The sequence below is a fragment of the Aquimonas sp. genome, from assembly GCF_044377145.1.
Classification (GTDB): Bacteria; Pseudomonadota; Gammaproteobacteria; order Xanthomonadales; family Xanthomonadaceae; genus Aquimonas.
Map to the genome: position 1 here is coordinate 1 of NZ_JBILJQ010000055.1, position 26,172 is coordinate 26,172.

Below are 26,172 nucleotides of genomic sequence, written 5' to 3' on the forward strand. Positions count from 1 at the left end.
GACTGCCGACCACGCGCAACCGCGACATCGACAGCTTGCTGCCGATCGAGGGCTGGGCGCCGATCTGCAACTGAGGCTCAGCACGGCGAGTGGCGAAGCGGTAGGTGGCTTGGGCGGACGCTTACCGTAGATCAGCAGGATGTAGTTCATCGGATCGCTCCAGGGGGTAGCCCGCGGGTCGGGGCGTTCATGGTCGCAGCAGCGGCGCGCATTTCGACATTTGCTGTCGACAAACGAAAACCCCCGCACCGGTGACGGTACGGGGGCTGTGCTGGCCTGCATCGAATCGCAGTTGTAGGGCCGGGCGCGATGTGGCTTACGAACGCCGCCGCGGCCGGAACTCGTCCAGCGTGTCGACCAGGCCATCCAGCCGAGGTTCGATCGATTCCAGCGCCTTGATCTCGGCATTGAGGGTGGTGAAGTCGACCTTCTCGCGCCAGCCGGCGCCGAGCGGTCGCTGGTCGCCGACGGTGAACACGCGCACGCCCAGGTTGACGCTGTACAGGGTCGAGCTCTGGCCGTAGTAGTTCAGCTGCTGCGAGCCGATCGGCTCGGCGCGCACCACCACCACGGCCGTGGCCTGGCGGCGGATGCTGCGCAGCACCTGCGGCAGGGCGGCGCCGCTGTCGATGCCGAGCAGGTCGCTGTCGACCACATCGAAACCGAGCCGGATCAGCTGTTCCTCGATGCGCTGGCGAGCCGGATCGGTGATCGCCGAGTCGCCCAGGGCGACCACCGCGATCCGCGGCGGTGGCGGTGGGCTGACCGGACGCGGCGGGGTGGTGCTGGCCACACTGCCGACCTTGGTCAAGCTCGGGCTGCTGTTGGCGCCGGCAACCTGCGAGCTGCCGACCGTGCTGGTGGCCGGGTTCGCGCCCGCCGGCACCGATTCCACCGCGGTGGCGGCGGTGGTCGAATTCGCGTTGGTGGGACCTGCTGCCGTGCTGTTGACCGGGCTCGCATTCTCGACATCGGGGCTCAGCGCGACGGCGTTGCCGGCGCCGGGCTTGGCCTGGTCCGAGGCGACCAGAGCCGCCGCGTCCATGCTGTTGGGCGTGGACGGATCGGTCGCGTTGCCGCTGCCAGCGTTGCCCACGCTCGGTGCTGCATTGGCCATCGGCGCTTCATTGCCTGAGCTCGCTGTCAGCGGAGCCGCGGTGCTGGTGCCGACCGGGTTGCTGGCGCGGCCGGCGGCGACGCCGTCGGTGTAGCTGTTGCCAACAAAGCCGTCGTAGAAGCCGGACGCGAGGTTCATCAGCGGTGCGCGGAAGGCGAACACGCTGCCGGCGAGTACCAGCAGCAGGCCGGCGGCGATGCCCAGCGCCAGCTTGCCACCGCTGCCGCTCTTGCGGCCTTCCAGCACCGAGGGCCGCGCCGCAGCGCGGGCACGGGTGCGATCTTCAAGATTGGCTGCCGGCGCCTGCGCTGCCGGCGCCGGCACCGGCACCGGCGGCGGCATCGCCGCAGGGCTGGGTGCCGCGCCTACGCCGCTGGCGCTGACGACGGGCGGCGGGGTCGGTGCGCGCCGTGGCTGTGAGGCCGGGGTCGGCGCGCCAACAAGCGTGGCGTCCTGGCTCGCCGGGCGCGCCGTTGGCAGCTTCAGCGAGCCGGTCTGCGCCACCAGCGGATGCGCTTGCAGGGCCGCGGCAAGGTCGTGGCAGTTCTGGAAGCGGTCGGCCGGATCCTTGGTCAGCATCTTGGTGAGGATGGCTGCCGCCTGCACATCCACGCCTTCGTTGAGCGTGCGCACGTCCGGAATCTCGGCCTTGACCACTTCCAGCATCAGGCCGAGCGGGCTCTCGTCGGTGAAGGGCGTCTTGCCGCTGAGCATTTCGAACAGCACGATGCCGAGCGAGAAAATGTCAGAGCGCTGGTCGACCGGCTTGCCGAGGCAGACCTCGGGCGACAGGTAGCCCGGTGTGCCGACGAACTCGCCGGTGCTGGTCAGCTTCTTGCTGATGTCGGTGGTGGCGAGCGCGATGCCGAAATCGGCGATCTTGACCTGGCCACGGGTGCCCAGCATCAGATTGCCGGGCTTGATGTCGCGGTGGATCACGCCGCGGTCGTGCGCGCTGGCCAAGCCCTGCGCGGTCTGGTGCAGGATCTTCAGCGCCACCTCGGGCTGCAGCTGGCCTTCGCGCTTCAGCAGGCCCGACAGCGATTCGCCCTCGACGAACTCCATCACGAAGAACGGCTGGCCGTTCTCCTGGCCGATGAAGTAGATCTGGATGATGTGCGGGTCATTCAGCGACGCCATCGAGCGCGCTTCGCGCAGGAAGCGCTCGACCAGATCGGGATCGTGCGCCAGCGAAGGCGAGAGCTCCTTGATCGCGACGAATCGATTCAGCGCCGGCTCGAAACCCTTGTAGACAACACCCATGCCGCCGCGGCCCAGCTCCGCGACGATTTCGTAGTGGCCGAGGTGGGTTTTCATGGTCGCCTCCTGGGGCGACGGGGTGGGAACTGGCATCGTAGCACCGCGCCTTTGATCACCGGCGCCGCAGAATGCGGGCCTTGTGAGAGGGAACTACGAAGTGCGGGGCGTCAACGCGACAGCTCTGTTGTGGACTGTTCAGCCGAACCACCAGCCCACTCGTCGCCCAACGCGCGCGGTTACAGTGCGAGCCCTTGGCGGCGGGCACGGGTGGGGCGGATGACAGGCAGCACGTTGCGAATACTGGCGGGGCCGCTGGCTGCGGCGCTGGGGTGGGGCATCGCCGACCGCGCCGGGTTGTCCGGCGCTGCCGCGATCGCGCTGGCGGTGACTGCCTGGTGCGCGGTGTGGTGGACGCTGGAGGCCGCGCCGCATGCGATCACCGCGCTGCTGCCGCTGGCGGTGTTCCCGCTGACCGGCGTGCTGACCGGCAAGCAGGTGGCCGAAGCGTATGGCAGTGAACTGATCCTGCTGCTGGTTGGCGGCGCCATGCTGTCGAAGGCGCTGGAGCAATCGAACGCACATCGGCGACTGGCGCTGGGCATGGTCCGCGCGTTCGGCGGCGGCGGTGGGACTGCCCTGGTGTTCGGCTTTGCGGCGGCGGCCGGCCTGACCAGTATGTGGTTGTCCAACACCGCGACCACGTTGATGCTGGTGCCGGTCGCGCTGGCGATTCTGCAGACCTATCCGGACCGGCGCCTGGCGGTGCCGCTGCTGCTGGCGATCTGCTACGGCGCCAGCATCGGCGGCCTGGGAACACCGATCGGCTCGCCGCCGAATCTGGTGTTCATGCAGGTCTACCAGCAGACCACCGGGCGCGAGCTCGGCTTCTCCGACTGGATGGCGTTCGGCCTACCGACCGTGGCCCTGATGTTGCCGCTCGCTGCACTGTGGCTGGCGCGCGGTCTGCGCGACAGCCCGCCGGCGGTGCTGCCTCCGCTGCCGGCCTGGAGCATCGCGGAGAAGCGCGTGCTGCTGGTGTTCGGGATCGTCGCGCTGGCCTGGGTCACCCGCACCGAACCCTTCGGCGGCTGGCGCGAGGCCCTGAGCCTTCCGGGCGCCAGCGATGCCAGCGTGGCCCTGCTCGGCGTCGTGGCGATGGCGCTGACCGGCGACGGCCGTGGCGGCAAGCTGCTCGACTGGCAGAGCGCCGAGCGCATTCCCTGGGGCGTGATGATCCTGTTCGGCGGCGGCATCGCCATCGCCAGCGCGTTCCAGAGTTCGGGCCTGTCCGACGCCGCAGCAGGCCTGCTGCAGGGAATGCTCGGTCTACCGCTGCTGCTGACGATCGCGCTGGTAGCGATCAGCATCAGCCTGCTCTCGGAGATCAACAGCAATACCGCTACCGCGGTGCTGGCGATGCCGATTCTGGCCGCCGCCGCAGTCGGCATGGGTTTGGACCCTGCAGTGCTGATGGCGCCGGCGGTGTTGTCCGCGAGCTGCAGCTTCATGCTGCCGGTTGGCACTGCGCCGAACGCGATCGTGTTCGGCACCGGCCAGGTGCCCGCGGCAGCCATGCTCCGTCATGGCATCGCGCTGAATGTGATCGGCGCGGTGGTGATCACCGTGGTGTGCGGGTGGTGGTTCGGATGAGGGTCTGGGATTTGCGATACGAGCTGGGGGATTCAACAATCCCTGGCGAGTGCGGAGTTGGAAACCCTCCTGCGGGGCGCTATGGCCCCGCCAGAAGTCGCGTCGCGATGCACTCCTGTTACATGCGATGCGCTGTGCGCCAAGTGGCGGAATCGCTTGGAAAAACGCGCGGGGCTTGCGCGCGCTTCGGCTAGACTACGGCCGCTGCGCAAGGCTCACACCGGCCTTGATCCACCGCTTCATGGCCGCTGGCACCCGCTGCGCACGCTTCCCTTCAACGGATTCAAACCATGCTCGAGATTCTGCTCGCTGCGCCTTTCGTGTGCGCCCTGCTGATCGCGCTGGCCCATCGGGCGCCGCGCGCCGTGAGTGCGGCGATCGCTGCACTCGCGCCGCTGACCGGCCTGGTCATTCTCGGCCTGCTGACGCCGCAGGTGATGGATGGCGAAGTGATTCGCAGCTACACGCCGTGGATCGCCGAGGCCGGGCTGAACCTGTCACTGCGGATCGACGGCCTTGCCTGGATGTTCGCCGGCCTGGTGCTGGGCATCGGCGTGCTGATTGTTCTCTACGCGCACTACTACCTCAGCCCCAAGGACAGCGCCGCCCGCTTCATGGCCTACCTGATGCTGTTCATGGGGGCGATGCTGGGCATGGTGATCGCCGGCAATCTGCTGCTGCTGGCGACCTTCTGGGAACTGACTTCGATCAGCTCCTTCCTGCTGATCGGCTTCTGGAGCCACCGTCAGGACGCCCGCCAGGGTGCGCGGATGGCGCTGGCGATTACCGGCGCTGGCGGACTTGCCCTGCTGGCCGGCGTGCTGGTGATTGGCCATATCGTCGGCAGCTTCGAGCTGGATGCGGTGCTGGACGCCGGCGATGCGATCCGCGCGCATGCGCTGTATCCGGTCGCCACCCTGCTGGTGCTGGGCGGCGTGGTCACCAAGTCGGCGCAGTTCCCGTTCCACTTCTGGCTCCCGCATGCGATGGCGGCACCGACGCCGGTCTCGGCCTATCTGCATTCGGCGACGATGGTGAAAGCCGGCGTGTTCCTGCTGGCGCGCATGCACCCGGCACTGGCCGGCACCGATCTGTGGTTCTACACCGTGTCGGGCTTCGGTGCGGCGACTCTGTTGACCGGCGCCTACCTGGCCATTTTCCAGCACGATCTGAAGGGCTTGCTGGCCTATTCGACGGTGTCCCACCTCGGCCTGATCACCCTGCTGTTCGGTCTGCCAACCCAGCTGGCGGTGGTGGCCGGTGTGTTCCACATCATGAACCATGCGGTGTTCAAGGCCTCGCTGTTCATGGCCGCCGGGATCATCGGCCACGAAACCGGCACCCGCGATATCCGCAAGCTGCACGGCCTGCTGAAGACCATGCCGATCACCAGCACGCTGGCGATCGTGGCGGCGCTGTCGATGGCCGGCGTGCCCTTCCTCAACGGCTTTTTGTCGAAGGAAATGTTCTTCACCGAAACGCTTGAGATCGAGGGCCATGGCGTGATGGGCTGGCTGCTGAGCGGGGCCGCTTTGCTGGCCGGCATCTTCAGCGTCGCCTACAGCATCCGCTTCGTGCACGACTGCTTCTTCACCGGCAGTACCGAGGTGATGAACAAGACCCCCCACGAGCCGCCGCACTTCATGCGCGTGCCGGTCGAGCTGCTGGTGCTGCTGTGTCTCGCGGTCGGCGTCGCTCCGGCCTGGCTGATCGGCCCGGCATTGGAGACCGCCGTGCGCGGCGCCACCCACGGCAATGTGCCGGACTACACCCTGGCGATCTGGCACGGTTTCAACCTGCCGCTGCTGATGAGCTTCATCGCCCTGGCCGGCGGCATCGGCCTGTACTTCGGCCTGCGCCGCTTCATCGATCTGCACCGCGATGTGCGCCGCTCGTTCGGCTTCAGCGCGTTCCACGCCAACATCGAGGCCCTGGTAGGGATCTCGCGCCGGCTCACGGCGAAACTCGAGAACGGCAGCCTGCAGCGCTACCTGCTGCTGATGCTGCTGTCGGCGCTGGTGCTGGCCGCCGCGCCTTTTGTCAGCGGTGGTGGCTGGGGCGAACTGGGCTCGGGCCAACCACTGCCCTGGGTTGGCTGGGTGCTGTGGGCATTGCTGATCGCCACTACGATCGCGGTGCCGCTGCTGCATCGCCAGCGGCTGGCCGCCTTGATCGTGATGGGTGGCGCCGGCCTGCTGGTCTCGCTGTCCTTCGTGATGCTGTCTGCACCCGATCTCGCCCTGACCCAGCTGCTGGTCGAGACCGTCAGCGTCATCCTGCTGCTGCTGGCGCTGAACTATCTGCCCGAGGAGGGCGAGCGCGAACGCAGCAGCCTGCGTCGGTGGCGCGACCTCGGCATCGCTGGCGCCTGCGGTGCCGGCGTTGCCGCCCTGGTCTACGCGATCATCACCCGCCCACTCGACACTGTCGCTGGCGAAATCCTGGCGCGCTCGGTGCCCGAGGGCGGCGGCGCCAATGCGGTCAACGTGATCCTCGTGGATATCCGCGGCTTCGATACGCTCGGCGAGCTGACTGTGTTCGGCATTGCCGGGCTGGTGGTGCACGCCCTGCTGCGGCGCGCCTGGATGACTCCGGACACGATTCAGGCCGGTGTGCCCGAACGTCTGTCGATCCCGACCACGCTGGCGCGCCTGCTGCTGCCGTTGGCGCTGGCCGCAGCGGTGTTTCTGTTCCTCCGCGGACACAATGCGCCCGGAGGCGGTTTCATCGCCGGGCTGGTGCTGGTGGCGCCGTTGATCCTGCAGTACATCCTGTCCGGCAGCGACTACGTCGAGCGCCGGATTGGTTTCGACTATCCGCTCACCATCGGTTGGGGCGTGCTGATTGCCACCGCCACCGGCGTCGGCGCGTGGTTCTACGGCTACCCGTTCCTGACCAGCGCCTACGGCTATGTCGAACTGCCGGTGGTGGGCAAGTTCGCGCTGTCTTCCGCCATGGCGTTCGATACCGGTGTGCTGCTCGCGGTCGCTGGCGGTGCCCTGCTGATGCTGGCCAGCCTCGGCCGCGCGCGGCGCCCCCGCGCCGAGCGGCCGGTCCACCCGAATGCGCTGCGCGCTGATGGAGAAAACGCATGATGGAATTCGCACTGGCCTCGGCCGTCGGCGTGCTGACCGCCGCCGCCATCTACCTGCTGCTGCGCGCGCGCACCTTCGACGTGCTGCTGGGGCTGACCCTGTTCTCGTACGCGGTCAACCTGCTGATCTTCTCGATGGGCCGGCTGAAGGTCGGTGCGCCGCCGATCCTGCGCGAGGGCCTGGCGCCGACCCTGGCCAACCACACCGATCCGCTGCCGCAGGCGTTGGTGCTGACCGCCATCGTGATCAGCTTCGCGATGACCGCGGTGATGGCGGTGGTGGCGATCCGCAATCGCAGCGACAACGGTAGCGATCATGTCGATGGCCACGGCCAGGCGCGTGACGGAGGTGGCGCATGAACCACCTGCCGGTGCTGCCGATCGTGCTGCCCCTGCTGGCCGGCGCCCTGCTGCTGCTGACCGAGCGCGCCGGCATCACCGCCCAGCGCGCGCTGGCGGCGGTGGCGATGCTGCTGCAGCTGGGCATCGCGTTTACCCAACTGCAGGGCGCCGCCGGCGGTGAGGTCTCGATCTATCTACTCGGCGACTGGCCGGCCCAGCTCGGCATCAGCCTGGCGGTGGATCGGCTGTCGGCGCTGATGGTCACCACCACCGCGGTGCTCGGCGCCGCTGCTCTGTTCTACGCCGGATCGGGCTGGGATCAGCGCGCCCCGCATTTCCACGCCCTGTTCCAGTTCCAGCTGGCCGGCTTGAACGGCGCCTTCCTCACCGCCGACCTGTTCAACCTGTTCGTGTTCTTCGAGGTGCTGCTGATCGCGAGCTATGGCCTGCTGCTGTCCGGCGGCCGCGGCCCGCGGATGCGGGTGGGCTTCCAGTACGTGGTGTTCAACGTCACCGCGTCGACCCTGTTTCTGGTCGCCCTGGGCTTGCTCTACGGCCTGCTCGGCGTGCTCAACATGCACGAGATGGGCGCGGCGATTGCGCGCGCGCCGGCCGAGAATCTGGCCCTGATCGCCGCGGCCGGCGGCATCCTGCTGGTGGTGTTCGGCGCCAAGGCGGCGCTGCTGCCGATGTATCTGTGGTTGCCGCAAACCTATGCACGGGCGCCGGCACCGGTGGCAGCCTTGTTCGCCATCATGACGAAACTGGGCATCTACGCGATCCTGCGCGTCTACACCCTGCTGTTCGGCGCCGACGCAGGTGATCTGAGCGGCTGGGCCGCCGACTGGCTGCTGCCGGCCGGGGCGATCGCCCTGGTGCTGGCCACGCTCGGCGCACTGGCCGCAAGCAGCCTGCGCGGCCTTGCCGCCTATCTGGTGGTGGCTTCTGCAGCAACGCTGTTCATCGTGCTCGGCCTCGATCAGCCAGCGACGACCGGGCCCGGTTTGTACTACCTCGTCCACAGCACCTTCGCCGCGGCCGCGCTGTTCCTGCTGGCGGATCTGATCCGGCGCAGACGTGGCGAAGCCGGCGACAGCCTGCGGGTGGCAACACCCACGCCGCAGCGCGGACTGTTCGGTGCGCTGTTCCTGCTGATCGCGGTCAGCCTCGCCGGCCTGCCGCCGCTGTCGGGCTTCATCGGCAAGTTCACCCTGCTGGCCTCGATGAGCAATGCGCAGGCGGCCTGGCTGTGGCCGCTGATTCTGATTTGCAGCCTGCTCACCCTGATCGCCCTCGCGCGTGCCGGCAGCCAGCTGTTCTGGAAGGGCGGCTCTGCCGAGGACGCGGGCGGCACGCGAGCGTCATCGGTTGAAGTCGGCGCGGTGGCAGTGCTGGTGGCACTGGGCATCGGCATCAGCCTGTTCGCTGACCCGGTGCTGCGCTACGGCCGCGAGACCGCGCAGCAGGTGCACTCCACGGTTGATTACCGCGCTGCAGTCGAGCGCGCCAGCCCGCGCCTGCGTTCGCCGACACCACTCGCCCAGCCCCCGGCGGAGGCCACGCCATGAAGCGCCTGATTCCCGCACCCGTGTTGAGCCTGTGCGTGTTCGCCGTGTGGCTGCTGCTGGTCGGCAGCATCGAGCCCGGACATCTGCTGCTGGCCCTGCTGCTGGCGATCCTGCTGCCGCTGTCTGGTCAGCGCCTGCGCACCGGCAATGCCGGTCTGCGGCGGCCGCTGGTGGCGATGAAGTTGTTCCTGGTAGTGCTGTGGGACATCGTGATCTCGAACATCGAGGTCGCCCGCCGCATCCTGGGGCCGGAGGTGGCGATCCATCCCGGCTTCATCTGGGTGCCGCTGGAGGTGAGCAATGTGCACGCCATCACCACCCTGGCCGGCATCATCACCATGACCCCCGGCACGCTCTCGGCCGAAGTCAGCGCCGACAACCGCTACCTGCTGGTGCACTGCTTCAATCTGGAGGACGAGGCCGCCACCATCGCCCAGATCAAGCAGCGCTACGAGGCCCCGCTGAAGGAGATCTTCAAATGATCGACACCGTGATCGGCATCGTCATGGGCATGTTGATTCTGGCGCTGGTGCTGGCGGGCTACCGTCTGCTGCGCGGCCCCGCCGTGGTCGACCGCATCCTCGCCATCGACACCCTCTACATCAACACCATCGCGCTGCTGATGCTGCTCGGCATGCAGCTGCGCTCCGACATCTACTTCGAGGCCGCACTGGTCATCGCCATGCTCGGCTTCGTCGGCACGCTGGCGCTGTCGCGCTATGTGATGCGCAGGGACATCATCGAATGAACATCGACGCCGCACTCGAATACCTGGTCGCCGCGGTTCTGCTGGCCGGCGGTGCTTTCGCCCTGGTCGGCAGCTATGGCCTGTTCAAGCTCGGCAGCTTCGAAAAGCGCCTGCACGGGCCGACCAAGGCCAGCACCCTGGGTGTGGGCGGCATCCTGATCGGCTCGATGCTGTTCCATTTGTTCTGGAGCGAGGGCTTCAGCCTGCGCGAGCTGCTGATCACCCTGTTCCTGTTCATCACCGCACCGGTGTCGGCGCTGATGATGATGCGCGCCTACCTGGCCGGCCGGGTCGACCGCCCGCAGCCGCCGCAGGACTGAAAGCTCATGCAGAAACAACCCGCCTGCCGCGAATGCGGCGGCGGGTAGTTTCTGGCATCAAGGCCATCATCGCCCGTGCCAGTTCGTTCAGACCCTGATCAAGCCCCCAGCACCCAGCGATAGCCGATGCGGTAGCGCCCACCGTGACCGGTGATATCGCCGGTGTGCACTCTGGGGCCGACGCCGTCGCTGCCAAACTGGTTCTGGTTGTTCAGGGTCAGGCGGATGCCATAGGGCCGCAGCTCGTCTTCATCGATGATGTTGGCGATCAGATTGCCGATGGATCCGAGCACAGCACCGACGGCAACGCCGGTGGCCGGCCCGAGTATCGCGCCGATGATGGTGCTGGCCAGAAAGCTCAGGGTGTCGGTGAGCTGGCGGGCGACCTCAGCGTCATTGCTGTCGGATTCGACCAGCTTGAAGATCGCGTACAGATGCTTCGGGAAGCCGGCCGTGGTTTGCAGACTGTACTGACCCAGAAACAGTTCACCGTAGCTCGCATAGGTCCCGGTACGGAAGTCGCCGGCGTCGAATGACCTGATCACCGCGACATTGCCGCTTGAACCGATACGCAGACCGCCGAAGATGATCTCGTCGGTGCCGGCCGGCTGGGTTTCACGTACGCAGTGGATGGCGCGCAGCAACAGATGGCAACGGGTGAAGGTGTTCGCACTGCGCGGCGTGCCGCGCAAGGTCCCCGGCGCCGCCTGGCGCGGCTTGATGGTGAGCCGCGGCAGGGTGGCCGGCTTCAACTTCAAACCCAGGCGCTGATCGAGGCCGACGGGCTGCAGATCCTGCAGCTTGAGATCGGCGCCACCCATTGCCTGGCGTAGTTTCTGCGGGCTGCGTGCCAGCGCACGCAGGCCCGGCGCCATGCGCGCGATGGCTGCCGGCGGTACAGCCAAGGTCGCGGCAGCCAGCCGCCCCTCCAGGCTGGTGGGATCGCTGATCGGGTTGGCGGCCGGGTCCAGCCGATGCAGCAGACTCTTGATCAGAACCGCGGCGATGCGCTGGCTCAGCGCTTCGGCCTCGGCGCGCTCACGCGGCTCCAGGCTATCCAAGCCGAAGGCTTCTGCGACGGGTGCATTGAACTCGGCCTGCTGTTCGGGGGTGATCGGCGCACGCACGCCAAAACTCTGATTGGTACTCATGGGCTGCTCCATTGGTGTGCAGACAGTGGGGTGGAGCCGGACGCAACCGGCGGCTGCGTCCTGCTCCGAGCCTGTAGTCGCAGACGCCGGAAAAACCCCGCCAACTTTTTTTGGTCTTGTGTTTGGCCCGACAGCCATCGCCGTTTTTTCTGGAGCACGTTGGGAACCCGTGGCAGGATTCGGGCGCTGCTTGCGAGGCGGATCGCGTCGGCAGATGCCGCTCCGCTGCGGCTGCGTGCCTGCGATGAACACCACCCGCGGCGCACCTGCATCACGCTCGACCCGAAGCAGTTCCTCGATCGCGATCCAGGTCGAAGCGATGTGATCGCGCCCGGCCGGCGATGCCGCTTCGAATGGGCTCAGCGCCTGCTGCAAGGCCTCCTCGACCGCGAACTCAACGCGGCTTCGGCGGCTTATGCAGGCACATCACTGCGATCAGACCGCGATCGCCACACAGACCCTTGCGCAGCTGGTCCGAGCGCTGGCCTTGGTCGCAGAGCAGACTTGAAACCCGCCCCCCAGCGAGCGAGTTATCCGCCTGGCGGGTTTGGCTGGGAGAATCCGACTAAGAAAGGTCTGATCAACTTCATCCTGGCGTTGATCAGACGGCGCGAGTCCGGCGCTGGTCCGGGCTCGCGTTCCAAGCGGCCAGCCAATCCACTGCAAGGACCTCACCATGCGCATCATCGCCCGCTTTCTGTCTCTCCCACTCTGCGTCGCCCTGACGGCGGCAAGCGCCGTGGCACCCGCCCAGACCGTGCCGAGCGCTGCACCGGTCGTGCCCGCCGTGCGCACGGCAAGCTCGGCGCCAACGCCGGAGGTGACCGCTGCAGGGGCAAGGAACTGCCCCCGCCCCGGGGGCGGTACCGTGACCTACTCCAATTGCACCGACCACGACGGCCCCGGTCAGGGCGAGCTCCAGCTCAAACGCGTCGAGTCGCTGGAGCTGTCGCTCGCAAAGCCTGACCTGGCGCTGCTGCCACTGCTGCGCCTCGGTGGGGAGACGGGTGCGTGGGACGGTGAGCTGCACATTCCCTCGGTGACCGTTGTGAACGGAACCTGCCTGCTTTCGCTTCGGATCGGCGTGATCAATGACAGCCAGCAGACCAGCGCGGCGACGCGACATGTGCTGCGCCAGCGCCCGTCGCGGTCGTCAGGCCACCCTGGCCGTACGCTTGGCGTGCTGCAGCAACCGGCGCTGGAGCCCGGTGAGACCCGGACCTTCGAGCTGAACGTGCAGCTGTCCGGCGGTACCAGCTGGGTCCAGGTCGAGCTCGACAGCGACGACAGCGTCAATGAATCGAACGAGGGCAACAACCGTGGGCGCGTGCAGATCCAGCTCGATCCGGCCTGCGGCTGAATCGGGTCAGGGTCGCAGTCGCATGCGCACCGCCACGCTGCGGGCGTCATCCGGCCCCAGCTGATGCTCGCGCTGGCTCAACGCGCGCTGCAGCAAGTCCCGCGCTTCAGCGGCGCGTCCGTCCGCTTCGGCCAGATCGGCCTGGGCGAGCCAAAGCTGTGCGAACCGGTCGTGGGTGTCCGGCAGGGATACAGCGAACACGCGTGCAGCGGAGTCGAGCTCCAGCGCGGCCTCCTGCAGCCGACCCTGCTTGCGCATCACGATGCCGAGATGCAGATGGTCGATACCGACTCGCTCATGGTCGGGTCCGTACTGGCGCTGCTGGTCGTGCAGCGCATCGCGGTAGTGCTGCTCGGCCTGCGCAAGCTGCCCGCGCGCCTCGAATACGCGGCCGAGGTTGAACACGGTGGCGGCGCGCCAGGCGTGGTCTGCGGGGTACAGATCGAGGGCGATCCGGTAGTGCTGCTCCGCGGCTTCGAGTTCACCGCGGTCGTGCTGCACCCAGCCGATGTCGCTGTGGGTCATCGCCACCAGAGGGTGGGCTTCGCCCAAGCGCTCGCTGCGGATTTTCAGCGCCTGCTTCAGCAGTGCCAGCGCTTCGTCCAGGTTGCCCTGTGATTTCAGCAGTCGGGCAAGATTGTTCATTATCGTTGCCGTTCCGGGATGCAGCCTGCCGCGGCCTTGGCGACTGTCTTCGAGCACCTCCCGGTACAGAGCTTCAGCGGCCGCCTCGTCGCCGCGGCTGCGATACAGCACCGCCAGGTTGTTGATGACGTGGATACGCTCCGGGTGGCCGGCGGGCAGCAGCTCCGCGTAAAGCGCGTTGGAGCGCTGCAGCAGCTCCGTGGCCGAATCGAGCTGACCGCCGGCACGGCGCGCCGCGCCCAGACTGTTGAGTATCCCGGCCAGGGCCAGACGGGTGTCGGGCTGCGCCTCAGACGGCAGCGCGGACTGCGCTTCGATCTCTGTCAGCAGCGCAGTGAACTGCGCATCGGCATGCTCGATCCGCCCGTCCGACAGTTCGACCCATCCCAGAGCCTTGCGCGCCTCCCAATGCAAGGCACGCAGCGTGGGTGAGGAGTCGGCCCCGGTCGCAGCGGCGGCCTGTTCGAGCAAAGAGCGCGCCTTCGCATAGGCTCCCAGTTCGTACTGCGCACGCCCGGCCAGCAGCCACCACAGGAGCCGCTGCGTCGGGCTGCGCGCGTTCTCCGGCACCGCCACGCCGGCGCGTTCGATCTCGGCCCAGGCCTCGTCCGGCAGCCCGAGACTGAGCTGCGCGTCGGCCACGGTCAGGCGCAGGTCGAAAGAGAGTCCGGGGTCCGCTTCCAGCTCGGCCTGCAGGGGCGCGAGCCCCTGCGCGAGCACCTCACGCACACTCAGATCGGCCAACCCGCTGCGCTCGGGGTCCGCCTGGGCGAACAGCTGCAGCAACATCGATTTGACGCGCTCGGCGCGCAGCGCCTGGGCATCCGCCGCGTCACGCTCCGCCGCCAGCGCGCGGGCCTGCTCGCGCAGCTGAACTCCGTATCCGATCAGCAGCAGAACCAGCAGAAGCAGCGCGCTTGACTCGATCGGATGCCGGGCCAGGAAGCGGCGTGCGCGGTAGAGCAGGCCGGGTGCGCGCGCCAGCACCGGCAGCCCGTGCTGCCAGCGCCGCAGGTCTTCGGCCAGCGTTGGCACGTCGGGGTAGCGGGCCGAGGGCTCCTTGCGCAGGCACATCAGTACGATCCGGTCGAGATCACCGCGCAGCCGTCGCTCAAGTGCGCGCGGGCTGCTCGCACGTGCCAGCGCCCGCGCCAGTACATCCTCGCCCTCCCGAAAGCGTCGACTGGGGGGCAGCGCCAGCTGCTCGCAGACCGCGCGCTGCAGGGCGGCAGGGCTGGGATCCACCGGCTGCTGGGCCGGGCAACCGCACAGCAGCTGGTACAGCAGCAGGCCGAGCTGATACAGGTCGGAAGCCACACCCATGGGCTGGCCCAGCAGCTGCTCAGGGCTTGCGTACTGCGGCGTCAGCAGGCGCAGGCCGGTCGCCGTTGCCAGATCATTGGCAGCCGCTGCCTGCAGCGGCTTGGCGATGCCGAAGTCGAGCAGACGCACCCGCCCTGCGCTGTCCACCATCAGGTTGGAAGGCTTGATATCCCGGTGCAGAACGCCCTGCTGATGCGCGTGTGCCAGCGCTTCCAGCGCCTGCAGGAACAGCGCCACCCGCGCCTCGACCCCGAGTCGGGCCGCGTCGCAGTGTCGGTCGATCGCCTGCCCGTCCACGTAGTCCATGACCAGGTAAGGCCGGCCCTGGACGTCCTCGCCACCGTCGATCAGCCGCGCGATGCCGGGATGCGAAAGCTCCGCGAGAATGCGTCGCTCAAGCTCGAAGCGGCGCAGGAACTCCTGCGAGTCGATGCCAGCATGCAGCCGTTTGACCGCGGCGCGCTGGACGAAACCGTGGCTGCGGCGCTCGCCCAGATGGACGCTGCCCATGCCGCCGCGGCCCAGCTCGCGCAGCAGGCGCCAACGGCCAACCTGCTGTGCCGCGGGTCCACCGGCCGCAGACCCGCAGGTCGAATCCGGCTCGGCTTCGGCCATGTCATCCAATAGCGCTCGCCACAGCTGCGGCGAGCTCGGCAGCGCCAAGGTGTCGGAACCCAAGGCTGCGGCCTCGGCCAGCAGCACATCCAGCGCGTCAGCCGTGCGCGGGTCGCGCCGACGCACGGCCTGCAGCGCCGCCGCGCGGGCCGGCGGGTCCAGCGCCAGCAGGGCATCGAACTTGGCATCGAGCCGCGCGTGATCGGCGTCCTCGAAGCCCGCCAACGCGTCCGGCCCGTTGCTCATCCGAGTGCCCGCTGCAGCCACACCCGCGCCCGCAGCCAGTCGCGCTGCAGGGTGCGCAGGGGCACGTTCAGGGCCAACGCGGCTTCGGGTTCGCTCATGCCGGCGAAGTAGCGGCATTCGATCAGGGCGACCAGCCGCGGATTGATCTGCTGCAGCTGGCCCAGCGCGCGATCCAACGCCAGCACGTGGGCGCTGATGGCCTCGACCGCTGCACTGTCGGGCAACAGTTCTTCGAACTGCTGATCGCCGCCGCGCTTCAACGCGCCGCGGCGACGCGCGGCATCGACCAGAATCCGCCGCATCGCGCGCGCGCAGACCGCGAAGAAGTGGCCGCGGTCCTGCCAGGCCACGCCGGACTCTTCGACCAGCTGCAGATAGGCTTCCTGCACCAGTTCGGTCGCCTGCAGGGTCGGGGTGGCACCGAAGCGCTGCAGCTGGCGACGCGCGATCTGGCGCAGCTGGGCGTAGACCTGCGGCAGCAATCGATCGAAGGCGGCGCGGTCGCCAGCATGGTGCTGGCGCAGCAGCTCGGTGATCTCGGCGTCCACCTGCATTTCCTTCCCCTGCGCAATGCACGCGAGTGTGCAGCGGACCGATGACGGCGTCGAGATTCTGTGCGGCGGTCGCCGAACAGTCCGATAGCGGGCCAAGCAACCGCTCGAACCGCAGGGTGAAAAGAGGTGCCGAGGCTCAAGCACCCGCTCGCCCAGGGTTCAGTCCGCCGGCGGCGGCAGCCACAGCCGGAAGCAGGCGCCAGGTCCCGGGTCAGCTCGCTCGACCAGGCTGACATCGCCGCCGAGCGCACGTGCGGCGTCGCGACAGTAGGCCAGCCCAAGGCCGCTGCCGCCGCTGTCGGCGCGGCGGGTGAAGCCGGGTTCGAACAATCGGGCGCGATCGGCTTCGCTGATGCCGCTGCCGTTGTCCTCGATCTCGATCCAGGCGTCGCCGTCGGTGCTGCCGCAGCGGCCTTCGAGACGACCGCGCGGGGCAGAGGGATCACGTGCGCGGCGACGCGCGATCGCCTGCGCCGCATTCAGGGCGAGGTTCAGCAGAACGCGGTCGAGCACCGCGGCCGGCGCGTTGCAGTAGACCGGCGTGCTGCTTGCGCAGCAGACCTCCGGCTGCGGCTGCGCGCCGGCCGCGGCGAGCTGCAGCGCCGCTCGCAGGCGCGCGGCCAGATCAAGCTTCGACTGCGGCTCCTGCCTGCCCTGAGCCTGCGCGCGCAGCTCGGCCGCCAAGCCGAGCAGACGCGTATTGGCCGCGCGCAAGGTGTCGAGCTGCTCGGCCAGCGCCGCAAAGCGAGCGCTGAACGCAGCGGCGATCTCCGGATCCAGATCCTCGCCGCCCAGGCGCTGCAGCAGGGCATGGAAATCGGCCAGCTGGGCGTGCAGTTGCTGCGCGGCCAGTTCGGCTATGCCGGCCGGATTAGCCAGTTCATGCGCCAGACGCGCGGCGGTCGCCGTGGGCAGGGGCCATGGCGCTGCGGAGTTGTCGCTCACAGCGGCAAGCTCACCCGGAAGCGGCTGCCCTGACCGGGCGTCGATTCCACCTCGATGCGGCCACCGTGTTCGGCTGCGATGCCCCAGGCCACCGAAAGGCCCAGGCCACTGCCTTCGCCGACGCTGCGGGTGGTGAAGAAAGGCTCGAACACGCGCGGAAGCACCTCGGGCGCGATGCCGCAGCCGTTGTCGGTGATCTCGATCACGGCCTAGCCGGCGGCGATCCGCGCGCTGACTTCCAGCCGGCCGCGATAGTCGGGCCCGGCCTCGCGACGGCGCGTTTCGATCGCCTGGGCGGCGTTCTGCAGCAGGCACATGAAGGCCTGCGACAGCCGCGCCGGCTGGCAGTACAGGGTCGGCAGCGGCTGGATCGACTCGACCAGTTCGATGCCGCTGCGCAGGCGCGAGTCGAGCAGCATCAGCGCTGCGCGCAGCGATTCATCGACCGGCACCGGCTTGCGCTCGGCCTCGTCGAGCCGCGAGAACACGCGCAGCTCTTGCACGATGTGGCCGATCCGGCGGCTGCCTTCGAGCACGGTGTCGAGCTGTTCGCGCATATCGCCGACGCGGTCGGAGATCGCCGCCGCGACCTCAGCGTCGAGATCGTCGCCGCCCAGCTGCAGCAGGAAGGCGTGGAAGGCGAGCAGTCGCTGCTGCAGGTTCTGGCTGGCCACCTGCACGTAGTTGGCCGGATTGTTGATCTCATGCGCGATGCCGGCGGTGAGCTGACCAGCCGCCGCCAGCCGCTCGCTGACGGTGAGCTGGTGCAGGGCCTGCTGCAGATCAGCGGTGCGCGCCTCGACTTGCTGCTTCAGCACGCGCTGGCGCTGGCCGAGCTGGCGGATGCGCAGCACAAAGCCGCCGGCGATCAGACCGATGCAGACAACGACGGCTGCGAGCGCGGCCCACCAGGTTTCCCACCAGAACGGGGTGATGATGATCGCCAGCTGGGCCTCGTTCGGGCTCAGCACGCCCTCGGCATTGCGCACGCGCACCCGGAACCGGTAGTCGCCGTGCGGCAGGTTGGTGTAGGTGGCGAAGCGGCGCCGGCTGCCGGTCTCGATCCAATCCTGATCGAAACCCTCCAGCTGGTACGAGAAGCGCAGCTGCTCCGGCGCGATGTACTCCGGCGCGCTGAAGCGGATGCTCAGGTTGCGCGACCGCGCCGGCGCCAGCCGCAGCTGGTCCAGCAGATGCAGCGGCCGCTGCAGCGGTGAGCCCGCCACCACCGCGGCCAGCTCGGCCGGGCGATTGTCCAGCTCCAGGCTGGTCAGGATCGGCGTCGGCGTCGGCGGTGCATTGCCCACGTCGCGCGGGTCGAACATCGTCAGTCCGTCCGGCCCGGAAAACGCCATCTGGCCCGAGGCCAGACGCGCGCGTGCACCGATCCAATAGCGGCCCAGCACGCCGTCGGCGGAATCGAACCGGCGCACGCTGCGATCACGCGGATCAAAGCGGGCGATGCGGCCATTGATGCTGATCCACAGCCGGCCGTCGGCGTCTTCCAACATCGCGTTCAGGCTGGCCGAGCCGAGTTCGGCCTCGCCGCTGACAAGCTCGAAACGCACGTCCTGCGGGCCGCCGCCCTCAGTTGCCTGCAGCTCCAGCAGACCGCCGCCGTAGGTCGCCAGCCAGCGTCGGCCGTCGGCCGCGTGCAGCAGTTCGGACGGCCCGGCCGGCAGCTGGGTGGCATCGGCCGGCGTTGCTACGCCGTGCCGGTGCAGCAGTCGGCCGCCATCGCGACTGAACCAGTGCAGGCCATCGTGGGCGCCGACGATCATGGTGTGCTCGTCGAACACGCTGACAAAGGTGGCCACGCTGGCCAGCGGGTGGAAGGCCAGCACCGCGCGACTGGGCAGGTCGACCACATACAGGCCCAGCGTATCGGCAGCGACCCAGGCGCGGTCGGCGTCGACCAGAAACCGTCGCGAGCGTACCTTCGCCAGTTCATCGGGCAGCGGTGCCAGCCGCATCGCGCCATCGGCATCGACGATCCGCAGGCCGTCGCGGGTGGCCAGCCACAGGCCTTCCGGGCGTGGATCCAGTGCGTAGATGAACTCATCCTGCGGCGCCGGCATCTGCTGCAGCTGGGCGGCGGCGGGATCGAAGCGATACAGCGCATCGGCACCGCCCAGCCACAGCTGGCCGTTCTGCTCGGCCAGCGCAGCGATGCCGGGGCTGCGCAGGGCGGCCGTGGCCGGCACATCCGGACCGTAGCTGACGAAACGGTTGTTGAAGGCGTTCAAGCGGCTGACCCCGCCCTCCCAGGTGCCGATCCACAGCGTGCCCTCGCGATCCTCCAGCAGCGACATCACCCGCCCGCGTGCGAGTGCGTTCGGGTTGTGGCGCTGATGGACGAAGCGACTGAATTCGAAGCCGCCGTCAGCAGTCGGCGTGATCCGGTCCAGGCTGGTTTCGGTGCCGGCCCAGACCACGCCATCGGAATGCACCAGCAGGCTGCGGACCTGGCCGGTGTTCAGGGCGTCGGTCGGCACCGACCAGCGCCCGAGCGAAGGGTCAAGCATGGCCAGGCCGAGGCCATCGCTGCCCACCCACAGCCGGCCGCGGCCATCGACCGCCAGGGCGTGGATCGCCGAGCCCGCATTCGGCGCACCGGCCGGCGCAGCATCGAAGCGAGCTTCGATCGGATCGAATCGCCACAGCCCGTGCACGCCACCGACCCACAGCGCGCCGCTTGAGTCCTCGGCCAGCGCCCGCACGCGACGGTCATCCACCGCCGCCGCCGGATCGGCCGCGTCAGCAGTCACCGGCAGGGCGAAGCTGTCAAAGGCCGCGCGGATCGGGTCCCAGCGCGAAAGACCGCCCTCGCTGCCGACCCACAGTCGGCCGGCGCGGTCCACCAGCAGCGCATGCACGCTGTCACCGGCGAGGCTGGTGCTGTCCACGGGATCGTGGCGAAACACGCTGAAAGCCTCGGCTTCGGGCTCGAAGCGGTTCAGGCCCGCCTGGGTGCCGATCCACAGCACGCCGGCCGCATCGACCGCCAGCGCACCGACCCAGTTGTTGGACAGGCTGCCCGGTCGGCTGGCGTCGGGACGAAAGACCCTGAAGTCGTAGCCGTCGAAGCGGTTGAGGCCGTCCTGGGTGCCAATCCAGACCATGCCGTGACGGTCTTGCGCCAGCGCCAGCGCGGTGCTCTGCGACAGCCCCTGCTCCTGATCGAAGCCGCGGAAACGGGTGTTGCTGGGATCCAGCGCGGCGACCGCCGGCGCACTCAGAACGGCCAGCAGCCACAGCAGGCGCGAGAGCGCGCGGGCGGGAGCGGTCAAGCCGATGCGCGCTAGCGAAGTCAAGGAAGGGCTCGGGGTCCGTACGGGCTCGCGAGCGCTGATGCTAGCAGCCTGCCGGGCTTTGGGGTCGCAGCGAATTCGGCCTGGCTTGCGCGGCGCATCCACTCGCCGCGATCCGCCCACCCGCGCCGGCACCGCTGGCTGCCACGTCACCTGTGCAGGCATGATCGCGCCGGGGACATCAGGGGGCAGGCATGAGCATCTTCCGGAAAGAGCGGCTTCCCGCGGCCGAGCCACGGCCCGAGCCCGCTCACAGCGTGCTGATCGTCGACGACGAAGCCGGCAACCTGAGCGTGCTGCGCGCGCTGCTGAGCCCGCACGATCGCGTGCTCGAAGCCGCCGACGGCGCGCAGGCGCTGGACCTGCTGGCGCGGCTCGGCGAGGGCCAGGCCCCGAGTGTGGTGATCAGCGACCAGCGCATGCCGCAGATGACCGGCATCGAGCTGTGCGTGCAGCTGCGCGAACGCCTGCCGGACGCGATCCGCATCATCGTCACCGGCTTCATCGATGTCGGCTCGGTGGTCGACGCCATCAATGCCGCCGGCATCCACAAGTTCATCGTCAAGCCCTATGACCGCGACGAGCTGCTGCTGAACGTCGAGCGAGCGGTCGAAACCTTCGAGATGCGGCGCCGGATCGCTCTGCATGTGCAGGAGCTTGAGACCAAGGTCAGCGAGCGCACGGCTGAGCTTGAGGCCGCCAACGCCGCCCTGCGCGAGGCCCACGCCGAAGTCGAATGGGCCAGCCAGACCGACCTGCTGACCGGGCTCGGCAACCGCCGCTTCGTGCATCGCCGGCTGACCGCGCCGCGCAGTGATGGCGCGGCCGCAGCGCGGCAGGCGGTGTTGATGGTCGATATCGATCTGTTCAAGCAGGTCAACGACCGCTTCGGCCACGCCGCAGGCGACGCCCTGCTGACCGAGTTCGCCCGGATGCTGCGGCTCCACGTCAGGGCGCACGAGATCGCCGCGCGCTGGGGCGGCGAGGAGTTTCTGCTCTGCGTCGATATCGAGGACGAAGCGCAGCTGCTGCAGCGCGCGGACGCCCTGCGCCTGGCCATCGCCGAACATGATTTCGATTTGGGCGACGGCCGGGTCACCCACTGCAGCTGCTCGATCGGCTTAGCCTGCAAGCCGCTCGACGCGCAGCGGCCTGACTGGCTCGATTGGCCGCAGGTGATCGATATCGCCGACCACGCGCTCTACCTCGCCAAGCGCGCCGGCCGCAACCGGGTGATCGGCCTGTTCGCCACCACGATCACAGCGCCATCGCAGACCGGCGCGAACGCCGAGGCGCTGCTGGCCGCGGGGTGCATCGAGCTGCGCACGCCGTCGGCGCCGGCTGCAGTTCAGTCGAACAGCGCGGTGTAGCGCCGCTGCATTTCGGCCGGGCTGACCTCCTCGATGCTGTGGCCGATCAGCCAGCGGTGGCCGAACGGATCGATCACCGCGCCGCCGCGCTCGCCGTAGAACGAATCGCTGACCGCCCGCTGCAGCTGCGCACCCGCGGCCAACGCCTGCGCAACCACCGCATCGGCATCCTCGACATGCAGATGCAGGGTGACCCCGGCGCGGCCCGGCTGCGGCGGGGGCGTGATGTCGGCCTCCGGAAACGGATCGCACAGCATCAGCGTCTGTGTGCCCAGGCTCATTTCGGCGTGGCCGATCCGGCCCGACGGCTCGACCAGCCGGAATCTCTCCACCGCACCGAAAGCCGTTGCGTAGAAGTGGAGAGCTTGGGCGGTATCGGCAACACACAGGTAGGCGAACAGTTCGATGCTCATGCGGTGGGGTCCTGCGATTCGTAAGGCGCCCAGTGTGGAACTGCGAGCACGGCTCTGTCTTGTACGGAGTTGACCGGCGCGAGAGCTCTGCTGTGCATTCGCGGCTCCGCGAAGCCGAGCAGGTGAACCGGTCGAACGCCGCAGCCCAGGCGACCCGCGCTGGCCGCAACTCACGTGCAGCGCAGGGCGGCTCTCACCTCAGCAGCAGATGCTCGGCCCAGCGCGGCGGGCTGCGCCGATAGGCTCCGGGCGCGATACCGGCATGCGCGGCGAAGCTGCGGCAGAGATGCGCCTGATCGAAGAAGCCCGCCGTGGCCGCGACCTCGGACAGCGCGGGTGGATCCACCTGGGCCAGCAGCTGCAGGGCGTGCGAGAAGCGCGCCAGGCCCAGCCAGGCGCGCGGCGTGCAGCCCACGGCAGCGCGGAACTGCGCCAGCCAGGCGCGGTGACTGAGCCCCGACTGCGCCGCCAGCTGCAGCACCGGTGTGCCTGCGGCCAGCGCGGTCAGGCACGTATCGGTATCGCAGATCGTGAGCGCAGGCGGGCACGCGCGGCGCAGCCAGGCGAGCAGCAGCTCTTTGACCCGATCCAGCATCTCCGCGCCGGCGGGCATTCGCCGCAACGCGCAGAAATCGCGGCGCAAGGCCGCCGGTATCAGGGCATCCAGCCCCAGGTACTGGCCGGCGAGGCGATCCGCCGGCACGCCGAGAAAGGCCAGACTGGCACCGGGACGCAGCTCGATGCCGAGACTCAGGCCGGCATCCGCCGGGCTGCGTAGCACCGGCTCCAGACGCAGTCCGCACCACTGCAGGCGCGGCTGTTCGATGCCGTCGCGATCGTCCGCACTGAAAAAGCGCCGCATCGGCGCGCCATCGAGACGCGACACGATGCGCTGGCGGGCTGAGGGCAGACACAGCTCGCGGCCCGCGGCGGCAGGCCGAACCCCCGCATGCAGCCAGAGCCGCTCGACCCAGGCGCGCAGCTGTGAGGCGGCGGGTGCTCGTGTCAGAGAGAGGGCTTGCTGCGTCATCCGGAGCATCGGCGGTGGGTGGATCGGGGCGTCCACGGTACGCGTCCCGCGTTTCGAGTGCAGCGCTATCGCCACCCGCCGCACAGTCGCCCAGTCGACGCAGCCGAGCTGGCCGCCGAGTTGCCTGACTTGCAACGCTGTGTCACCGTCCGGCAGGTGCCAGAGCGGGGTAAACGGTGGACGAACTGACGCTGCTGATTGCGCGCGCTCGCGACGGGGACCGCGGGGCCGCCGAGTCGCTGTTCCGTGCCGTCTACGACGACCTCCGGCGCATCGCCGGCCGTCAGGGCGCGGCGCCGCACAGCGATGGCCCCGGACGCACCTCGCTGGTCCACGAAGCCTACTTCCGGCTGGCGCGACCCGAGTCGTTGAACGTCAACGACCGCCAGCACTTCTTCGCCGTCGCCGCGCGGGCGATGCGCCAGATCGCGGTCGATCGCGCCCGCGAGCGCCTCACCGTCAAGCGCGGCAGCGGGGCACAGGCAACCACCCTCGGTGCGGCCGAGGATGCTCAGCGGGATGACGACCGGCTGGAGCGTCTGCTCGACCTGCATGAAGCACTCGAAGCGCTGGAGGCCGCCGATGGACGATTGGCGCGGCTGGTCGAACTGCGCGTGTTCTCCGGTCTGCTGCTGGAGGAAGCCGGCGACCTGCTTGGGCTGTCGCGCGCAACGCTGAAGCGCGACTGGCGCAAAGCGCGCGCCTTCCTGCATGCACGCCTCGACAGTGTGGGAGCGGCCAATGTCAGCGACGCCTGAGCGTGACGCAGCACTGCTGCGCGGGTTCGATGCGCTGGCCGAGCTCACCGCCGGCGAGCGCAGTCGTCGTTTGGCCGAGCTGACCCGCGAAGACCCGCAGCTGGCAGACGCGCTGCGCGCCATGCTCGGCGCCGACGCCGAGCCCGATGGACCGCTGGAGTACGGCGTCGACAGCCTGGTCGAGCAGCTGGTGGCGGGCGGCAACCGCGGGCTGGCCAGCGGTCAACGCATCGGCCCGTTTGAACTGGAGCGACCGCTGGGCAGCGGCGGCATGGGCGAGGTCTGGCTGGCGGCACGCGAGGAAGGTGGCTTCCGCCAAACGGTGGCGTTGAAGCGGCTGAAGCGCGGCATGGACAGCGACGAGATCCTGCGTCGCTTCGTGCAGGAGCGCCGCATCCTCGCCAGCCTCTCGCACCCGAACATCGCGCGCTTCATCGACGGCGGCGTCGACGCCGACGGCACGCCCTGGTACGCGATGGAGTATGTGGAGGGCGAGCCGATCACCCTGCATGCCGCGCGCCGCGAACTCGACGTTCGCGCGCGCGTGGCCCTGCTGGCCGAAGTCGCGGAGGCCGCCGCCTATGCACAGCATCGGCTGGTGGTGCACCGCGACCTCAAGCCCTCGAACATCCTGGTCGACGCGAACGGCGTTCCCCACTTGCTCGACTTCGGCATCGCCAAACTGCTGAGCGCTGAGCCGGGCAACGAGACCGCCACCGGTCTGCGCGCCCTGTCGCCGGCCTACGCCGCGCCCGAGCAGGTGCTCGACGAGCCGATAAGTGCAGCCACCGATGTCTACGCGCTCGGCGTGGTGTTGTACGAGCTGCTGACCGATGAGCTGCCGCATGCGCGCGCCGGGCTTTCGCTGGAGGCACTGGTCGACCGCGTGCGCCACGAAACCACCGAGCGGCCCAGCGCGCGACTGCGCGCCAGCGCCCGGCACAGCACCGACGCCGCACCGACCCAGCGCCCGCGGCGCGCGGTCAGCGGCGAGCTCGACGCGATCGTGCTCACCGCGCTGCGCCGTGAACCCGAACGCCGCTACGCCTCGGCCGCAGCGATGGCCGAGGATCTGCGGCGCTGGCTGAACGGTCGGCCGGTGCGTGCCCAACCCGACACCGCCACCTACCGGCTGCGCAAGTTCGTGACCCGCAACCGGCTCGCGGTGGGCAGCGCCTCGGCGGTGCTGCTGGCTCTGTTGGCGGGCTTGGGTCTGGCGCTCTGGCAGGCCGATGTCGCCCATCGACAGGCGACCCGCGCGGAGGCCGAGCGTGCACGCGCCGAGGCGCAGACCCTGCGCGCCGAAGCCGCGCTCGCCGCCAGCACCGAGGCCGCAGACCGCACGCGTCGGGTCAAGGACTTCATGATGCGCAGCTTCATCGGCGCCAACCCGATGCAGCGTCCGGGCGGCGCCGGCCAGACCATCGGCGAGGCCTTCGACGAGGCGCTGCAGCGGATCGACACCGAGGTCGCCGACGATCCCAAGCTGCAGGTCGACCTGCTCGACGATTTCGGCGAGGTGCGCTCCAACCAGGGCCAGTTCGACGAGGCGAAAGCGCTGTTCGAGCGTGCCTTGGCGCTGGCCGAAACCCTGTACCCGGCGGACGATCCGGTCATCGCCGAAACCCTGCTCAATCAGGTCGCGGTCAACAGTGCGGTCGGCAACCCGCTGCAGGCCCTGCCGCAGGCCGAACGCGCGGCGGCCATTCTGCGCGAGCACCGGCAGTCGCTGCCGATGCAATACGCCAACGCGCTCGGCGGTCTGGCGATGATGCGCGGCGCGCAGGGCCGTTCCGAAGAGTTCCTGCAGATCGCGCGCGAAGCGCTCGAGATCACCCGCCAGCACTACGACCCGCGCAGCGAAGGCTTGGTCGCAGCGCTGAACAATGTGTCCAGCGGGCTGATCAACCTGGGCCGTTACGCCGAGGCCGAGCCGTTCGCGCGCGAGGGCGTGGCCGAGGCCGAGCGCCTGTGGGGGCCGGATGCGCCGCGTCTCGCCCATCTGCTGAGCGGCCTGCAGCTGATCGTCTACCAGCTCGGCCGCTACGACGAAGCCGCGCAGCACGCGCGGCGTGGCGTGGAGGTCGCGCGGGCCGCGTTCGGTGACCGCCATCCGATGACGGCAAGCGCGCTGGCCGACCTCGCCTCGCTCGAAGAGGAACTCGGGCAGGTGGATGCGGCGCGCACGCACTACGACACCGCGATCGAAGTGCTGCAGGCCACCGACAGTGACCAGCTGACGGTGGCCCTGCGCATGCGCGCGCTGTTCCGCCGCCGCCAGGGTGACGCTGCGGGTGCGCTTTAGGACTTCGAGACCGCCATCGCCCACTGCCGGCGCCACACGCCCGATCA

At 69.0% G+C, this 26,172-nt stretch carries 20 protein-coding genes; 11 read left to right on the forward strand and 9 right to left on the reverse strand.

The window, feature by feature from the left end; genetic code table 11:
* Positions 1-316: 316 nt before the first annotated feature.
* Positions 317-2,434 (reverse strand): protein kinase, encoded by a 2,118-nt coding sequence (locus ACIQ7H_RS15605; RefSeq protein WP_395793126.1) that lies wholly within the window; start codon positions 2,432-2,434, stop codon positions 317-319.
* A gap of 219 nt (positions 2,435-2,653) precedes the next feature.
* Between ACIQ7H_RS15605 and ACIQ7H_RS15610 the strand changes: the two genes are divergently transcribed.
* From ACIQ7H_RS15610 to ACIQ7H_RS15640, 7 genes are all read left to right on the forward strand, one after another.
* A complete protein-coding gene (locus ACIQ7H_RS15610; RefSeq protein WP_395793128.1) occupies positions 2,654-4,027 on the forward strand; it encodes an SLC13 family permease in 1,374 nt (457 codons plus the stop codon).
* A gap of 281 nt (positions 4,028-4,308) precedes the next feature.
* Positions 4,309-7,122, forward strand: a complete 2,814-nt coding sequence (locus ACIQ7H_RS15615; protein WP_395793173.1) for a monovalent cation/H+ antiporter subunit A — start codon at positions 4,309-4,311, stop codon at positions 7,120-7,122.
* Entirely contained in the window at positions 7,122-7,481 is a 360-nt protein-coding gene (locus tag ACIQ7H_RS15620) for a Na+/H+ antiporter subunit C (protein WP_395793175.1), read from the forward strand. Before ACIQ7H_RS15615 ends, ACIQ7H_RS15620 begins: the two co-directional genes overlap by 1 nt.
* Entirely contained in the window at positions 7,478-9,031 is a 1,554-nt protein-coding gene (locus ACIQ7H_RS15625; RefSeq protein ID WP_395793130.1) for a monovalent cation/H+ antiporter subunit D, read from the forward strand. Before ACIQ7H_RS15620 ends, ACIQ7H_RS15625 begins: the two co-directional genes overlap by 4 nt.
* Entirely contained in the window at positions 9,028-9,513 is a 486-nt protein-coding gene (locus tag ACIQ7H_RS15630; protein ID WP_395793132.1) for a Na+/H+ antiporter subunit E, read from the forward strand. The genes ACIQ7H_RS15625 and ACIQ7H_RS15630 overlap by 4 nt, the downstream gene beginning before the upstream one ends.
* Entirely contained in the window at positions 9,510-9,779 is a 270-nt protein-coding gene (locus ACIQ7H_RS15635) for a K+/H+ antiporter subunit F (protein ID WP_395793134.1), read from the forward strand. The genes ACIQ7H_RS15630 and ACIQ7H_RS15635 overlap by 4 nt, the downstream gene beginning before the upstream one ends.
* On the forward strand, positions 9,776-10,099 hold the full coding sequence (locus ACIQ7H_RS15640; protein ID WP_395793136.1) for a Na+/H+ antiporter subunit G: 324 nt from the start codon (positions 9,776-9,778) through the stop codon (positions 10,097-10,099). Before ACIQ7H_RS15635 ends, ACIQ7H_RS15640 begins: the two co-directional genes overlap by 4 nt.
* 98 nt (positions 10,100-10,197) lie before the next feature.
* Here the strand turns inward: ACIQ7H_RS15640 and ACIQ7H_RS15645 are convergent, their stop codons facing one another.
* Entirely contained in the window at positions 10,198-11,250 is a 1,053-nt protein-coding gene (locus ACIQ7H_RS15645) for a hypothetical protein (RefSeq protein WP_395793138.1), read from the reverse strand.
* Positions 11,251-12,118: 868 nt separating this feature from the next.
* On the opposite strand from ACIQ7H_RS15645, the gene ACIQ7H_RS15650 reads away from it, so the two are divergent.
* Positions 12,119-12,610 carry a CARDB domain-containing protein gene (locus ACIQ7H_RS15650; RefSeq protein WP_395793140.1) on the forward strand — a complete coding sequence of 164 codons (492 nt, stop codon included), beginning with the start codon at positions 12,119-12,121 and terminating at the stop codon, positions 12,608-12,610.
* A 6-nt stretch (positions 12,611-12,616) separates the two neighbouring features.
* Here ACIQ7H_RS15650 and ACIQ7H_RS15655 read toward each other — a convergent pair whose 3' ends face one another.
* The 5 genes from ACIQ7H_RS15655 to ACIQ7H_RS15675 all read right to left on the reverse strand — a co-directional run bounded on the left by ACIQ7H_RS15655 (position 12,617) and on the right by ACIQ7H_RS15675 (position 20,252).
* Positions 12,617-15,439: a tetratricopeptide repeat protein gene (locus ACIQ7H_RS15655; RefSeq protein WP_395793142.1), complete on the reverse strand. Its 2,823-nt coding sequence runs from the start codon at positions 15,437-15,439 to the stop codon at positions 12,617-12,619.
* Positions 15,436-15,987: an ECF-type sigma factor gene (locus ACIQ7H_RS15660; RefSeq protein ID WP_395793144.1), complete on the reverse strand. Its 552-nt coding sequence runs from the start codon at positions 15,985-15,987 to the stop codon at positions 15,436-15,438. Before ACIQ7H_RS15660 ends, ACIQ7H_RS15655 begins: the two co-directional genes overlap by 4 nt.
* 165 nt (positions 15,988-16,152) lie before the next feature.
* On the reverse strand, positions 16,153-16,938 hold the full coding sequence (locus ACIQ7H_RS15665; protein ID WP_395793146.1) for an ATP-binding protein: 786 nt from the start codon (positions 16,936-16,938) through the stop codon (positions 16,153-16,155).
* Positions 16,935-17,144, reverse strand: a complete 210-nt coding sequence (locus tag ACIQ7H_RS15670; RefSeq protein ID WP_395793148.1) for a sensor histidine kinase — start codon at positions 17,142-17,144, stop codon at positions 16,935-16,937. The genes ACIQ7H_RS15665 and ACIQ7H_RS15670 overlap by 4 nt, the downstream gene beginning before the upstream one ends.
* Before the next feature lie 3 nt (positions 17,145-17,147).
* Positions 17,148-20,252: a two-component regulator propeller domain-containing protein gene (locus ACIQ7H_RS15675; protein ID WP_395793150.1), complete on the reverse strand. Its 3,105-nt coding sequence runs from the start codon at positions 20,250-20,252 to the stop codon at positions 17,148-17,150.
* A 191-nt stretch (positions 20,253-20,443) separates the two neighbouring features.
* On the opposite strand from ACIQ7H_RS15675, the gene ACIQ7H_RS15680 reads away from it, so the two are divergent.
* Positions 20,444-21,619, forward strand: coding sequence for a diguanylate cyclase (locus ACIQ7H_RS15680; RefSeq protein WP_395793153.1), 1,176 nt, complete (start codon positions 20,444-20,446; stop codon positions 21,617-21,619).
* Here the strand turns inward: ACIQ7H_RS15680 and ACIQ7H_RS15685 are convergent.
* Together ACIQ7H_RS15685 and ACIQ7H_RS15690 are read right to left on the reverse strand one after the other, a co-directional pair.
* On the reverse strand, positions 21,598-22,032 hold the full coding sequence (locus ACIQ7H_RS15685; protein WP_395793155.1) for a VOC family protein: 435 nt from the start codon (positions 22,030-22,032) through the stop codon (positions 21,598-21,600). The two genes, ACIQ7H_RS15680 and ACIQ7H_RS15685, sit on opposite strands and share 22 nt — an antisense overlap.
* Before the next feature lie 193 nt (positions 22,033-22,225).
* Positions 22,226-23,062, reverse strand: coding sequence for a helix-turn-helix domain-containing protein (locus ACIQ7H_RS15690; RefSeq protein ID WP_395793157.1), 837 nt, complete (start codon positions 23,060-23,062; stop codon positions 22,226-22,228).
* Positions 23,063-23,238: 176 nt separating this feature from the next.
* Between ACIQ7H_RS15690 and ACIQ7H_RS15695 the strand changes: the two genes are divergently transcribed.
* A complete protein-coding gene (locus ACIQ7H_RS15695) occupies positions 23,239-23,820 on the forward strand; it encodes an ECF-type sigma factor (protein ID WP_395793159.1) in 582 nt (193 codons plus the stop codon).
* Entirely contained in the window at positions 23,804-26,125 is a 2,322-nt protein-coding gene (locus ACIQ7H_RS15700) for a protein kinase (RefSeq protein WP_395793161.1), read from the forward strand. The genes ACIQ7H_RS15695 and ACIQ7H_RS15700 overlap by 17 nt, the downstream gene beginning before the upstream one ends.
* Positions 26,126-26,172 lie beyond the last annotated feature (47 nt).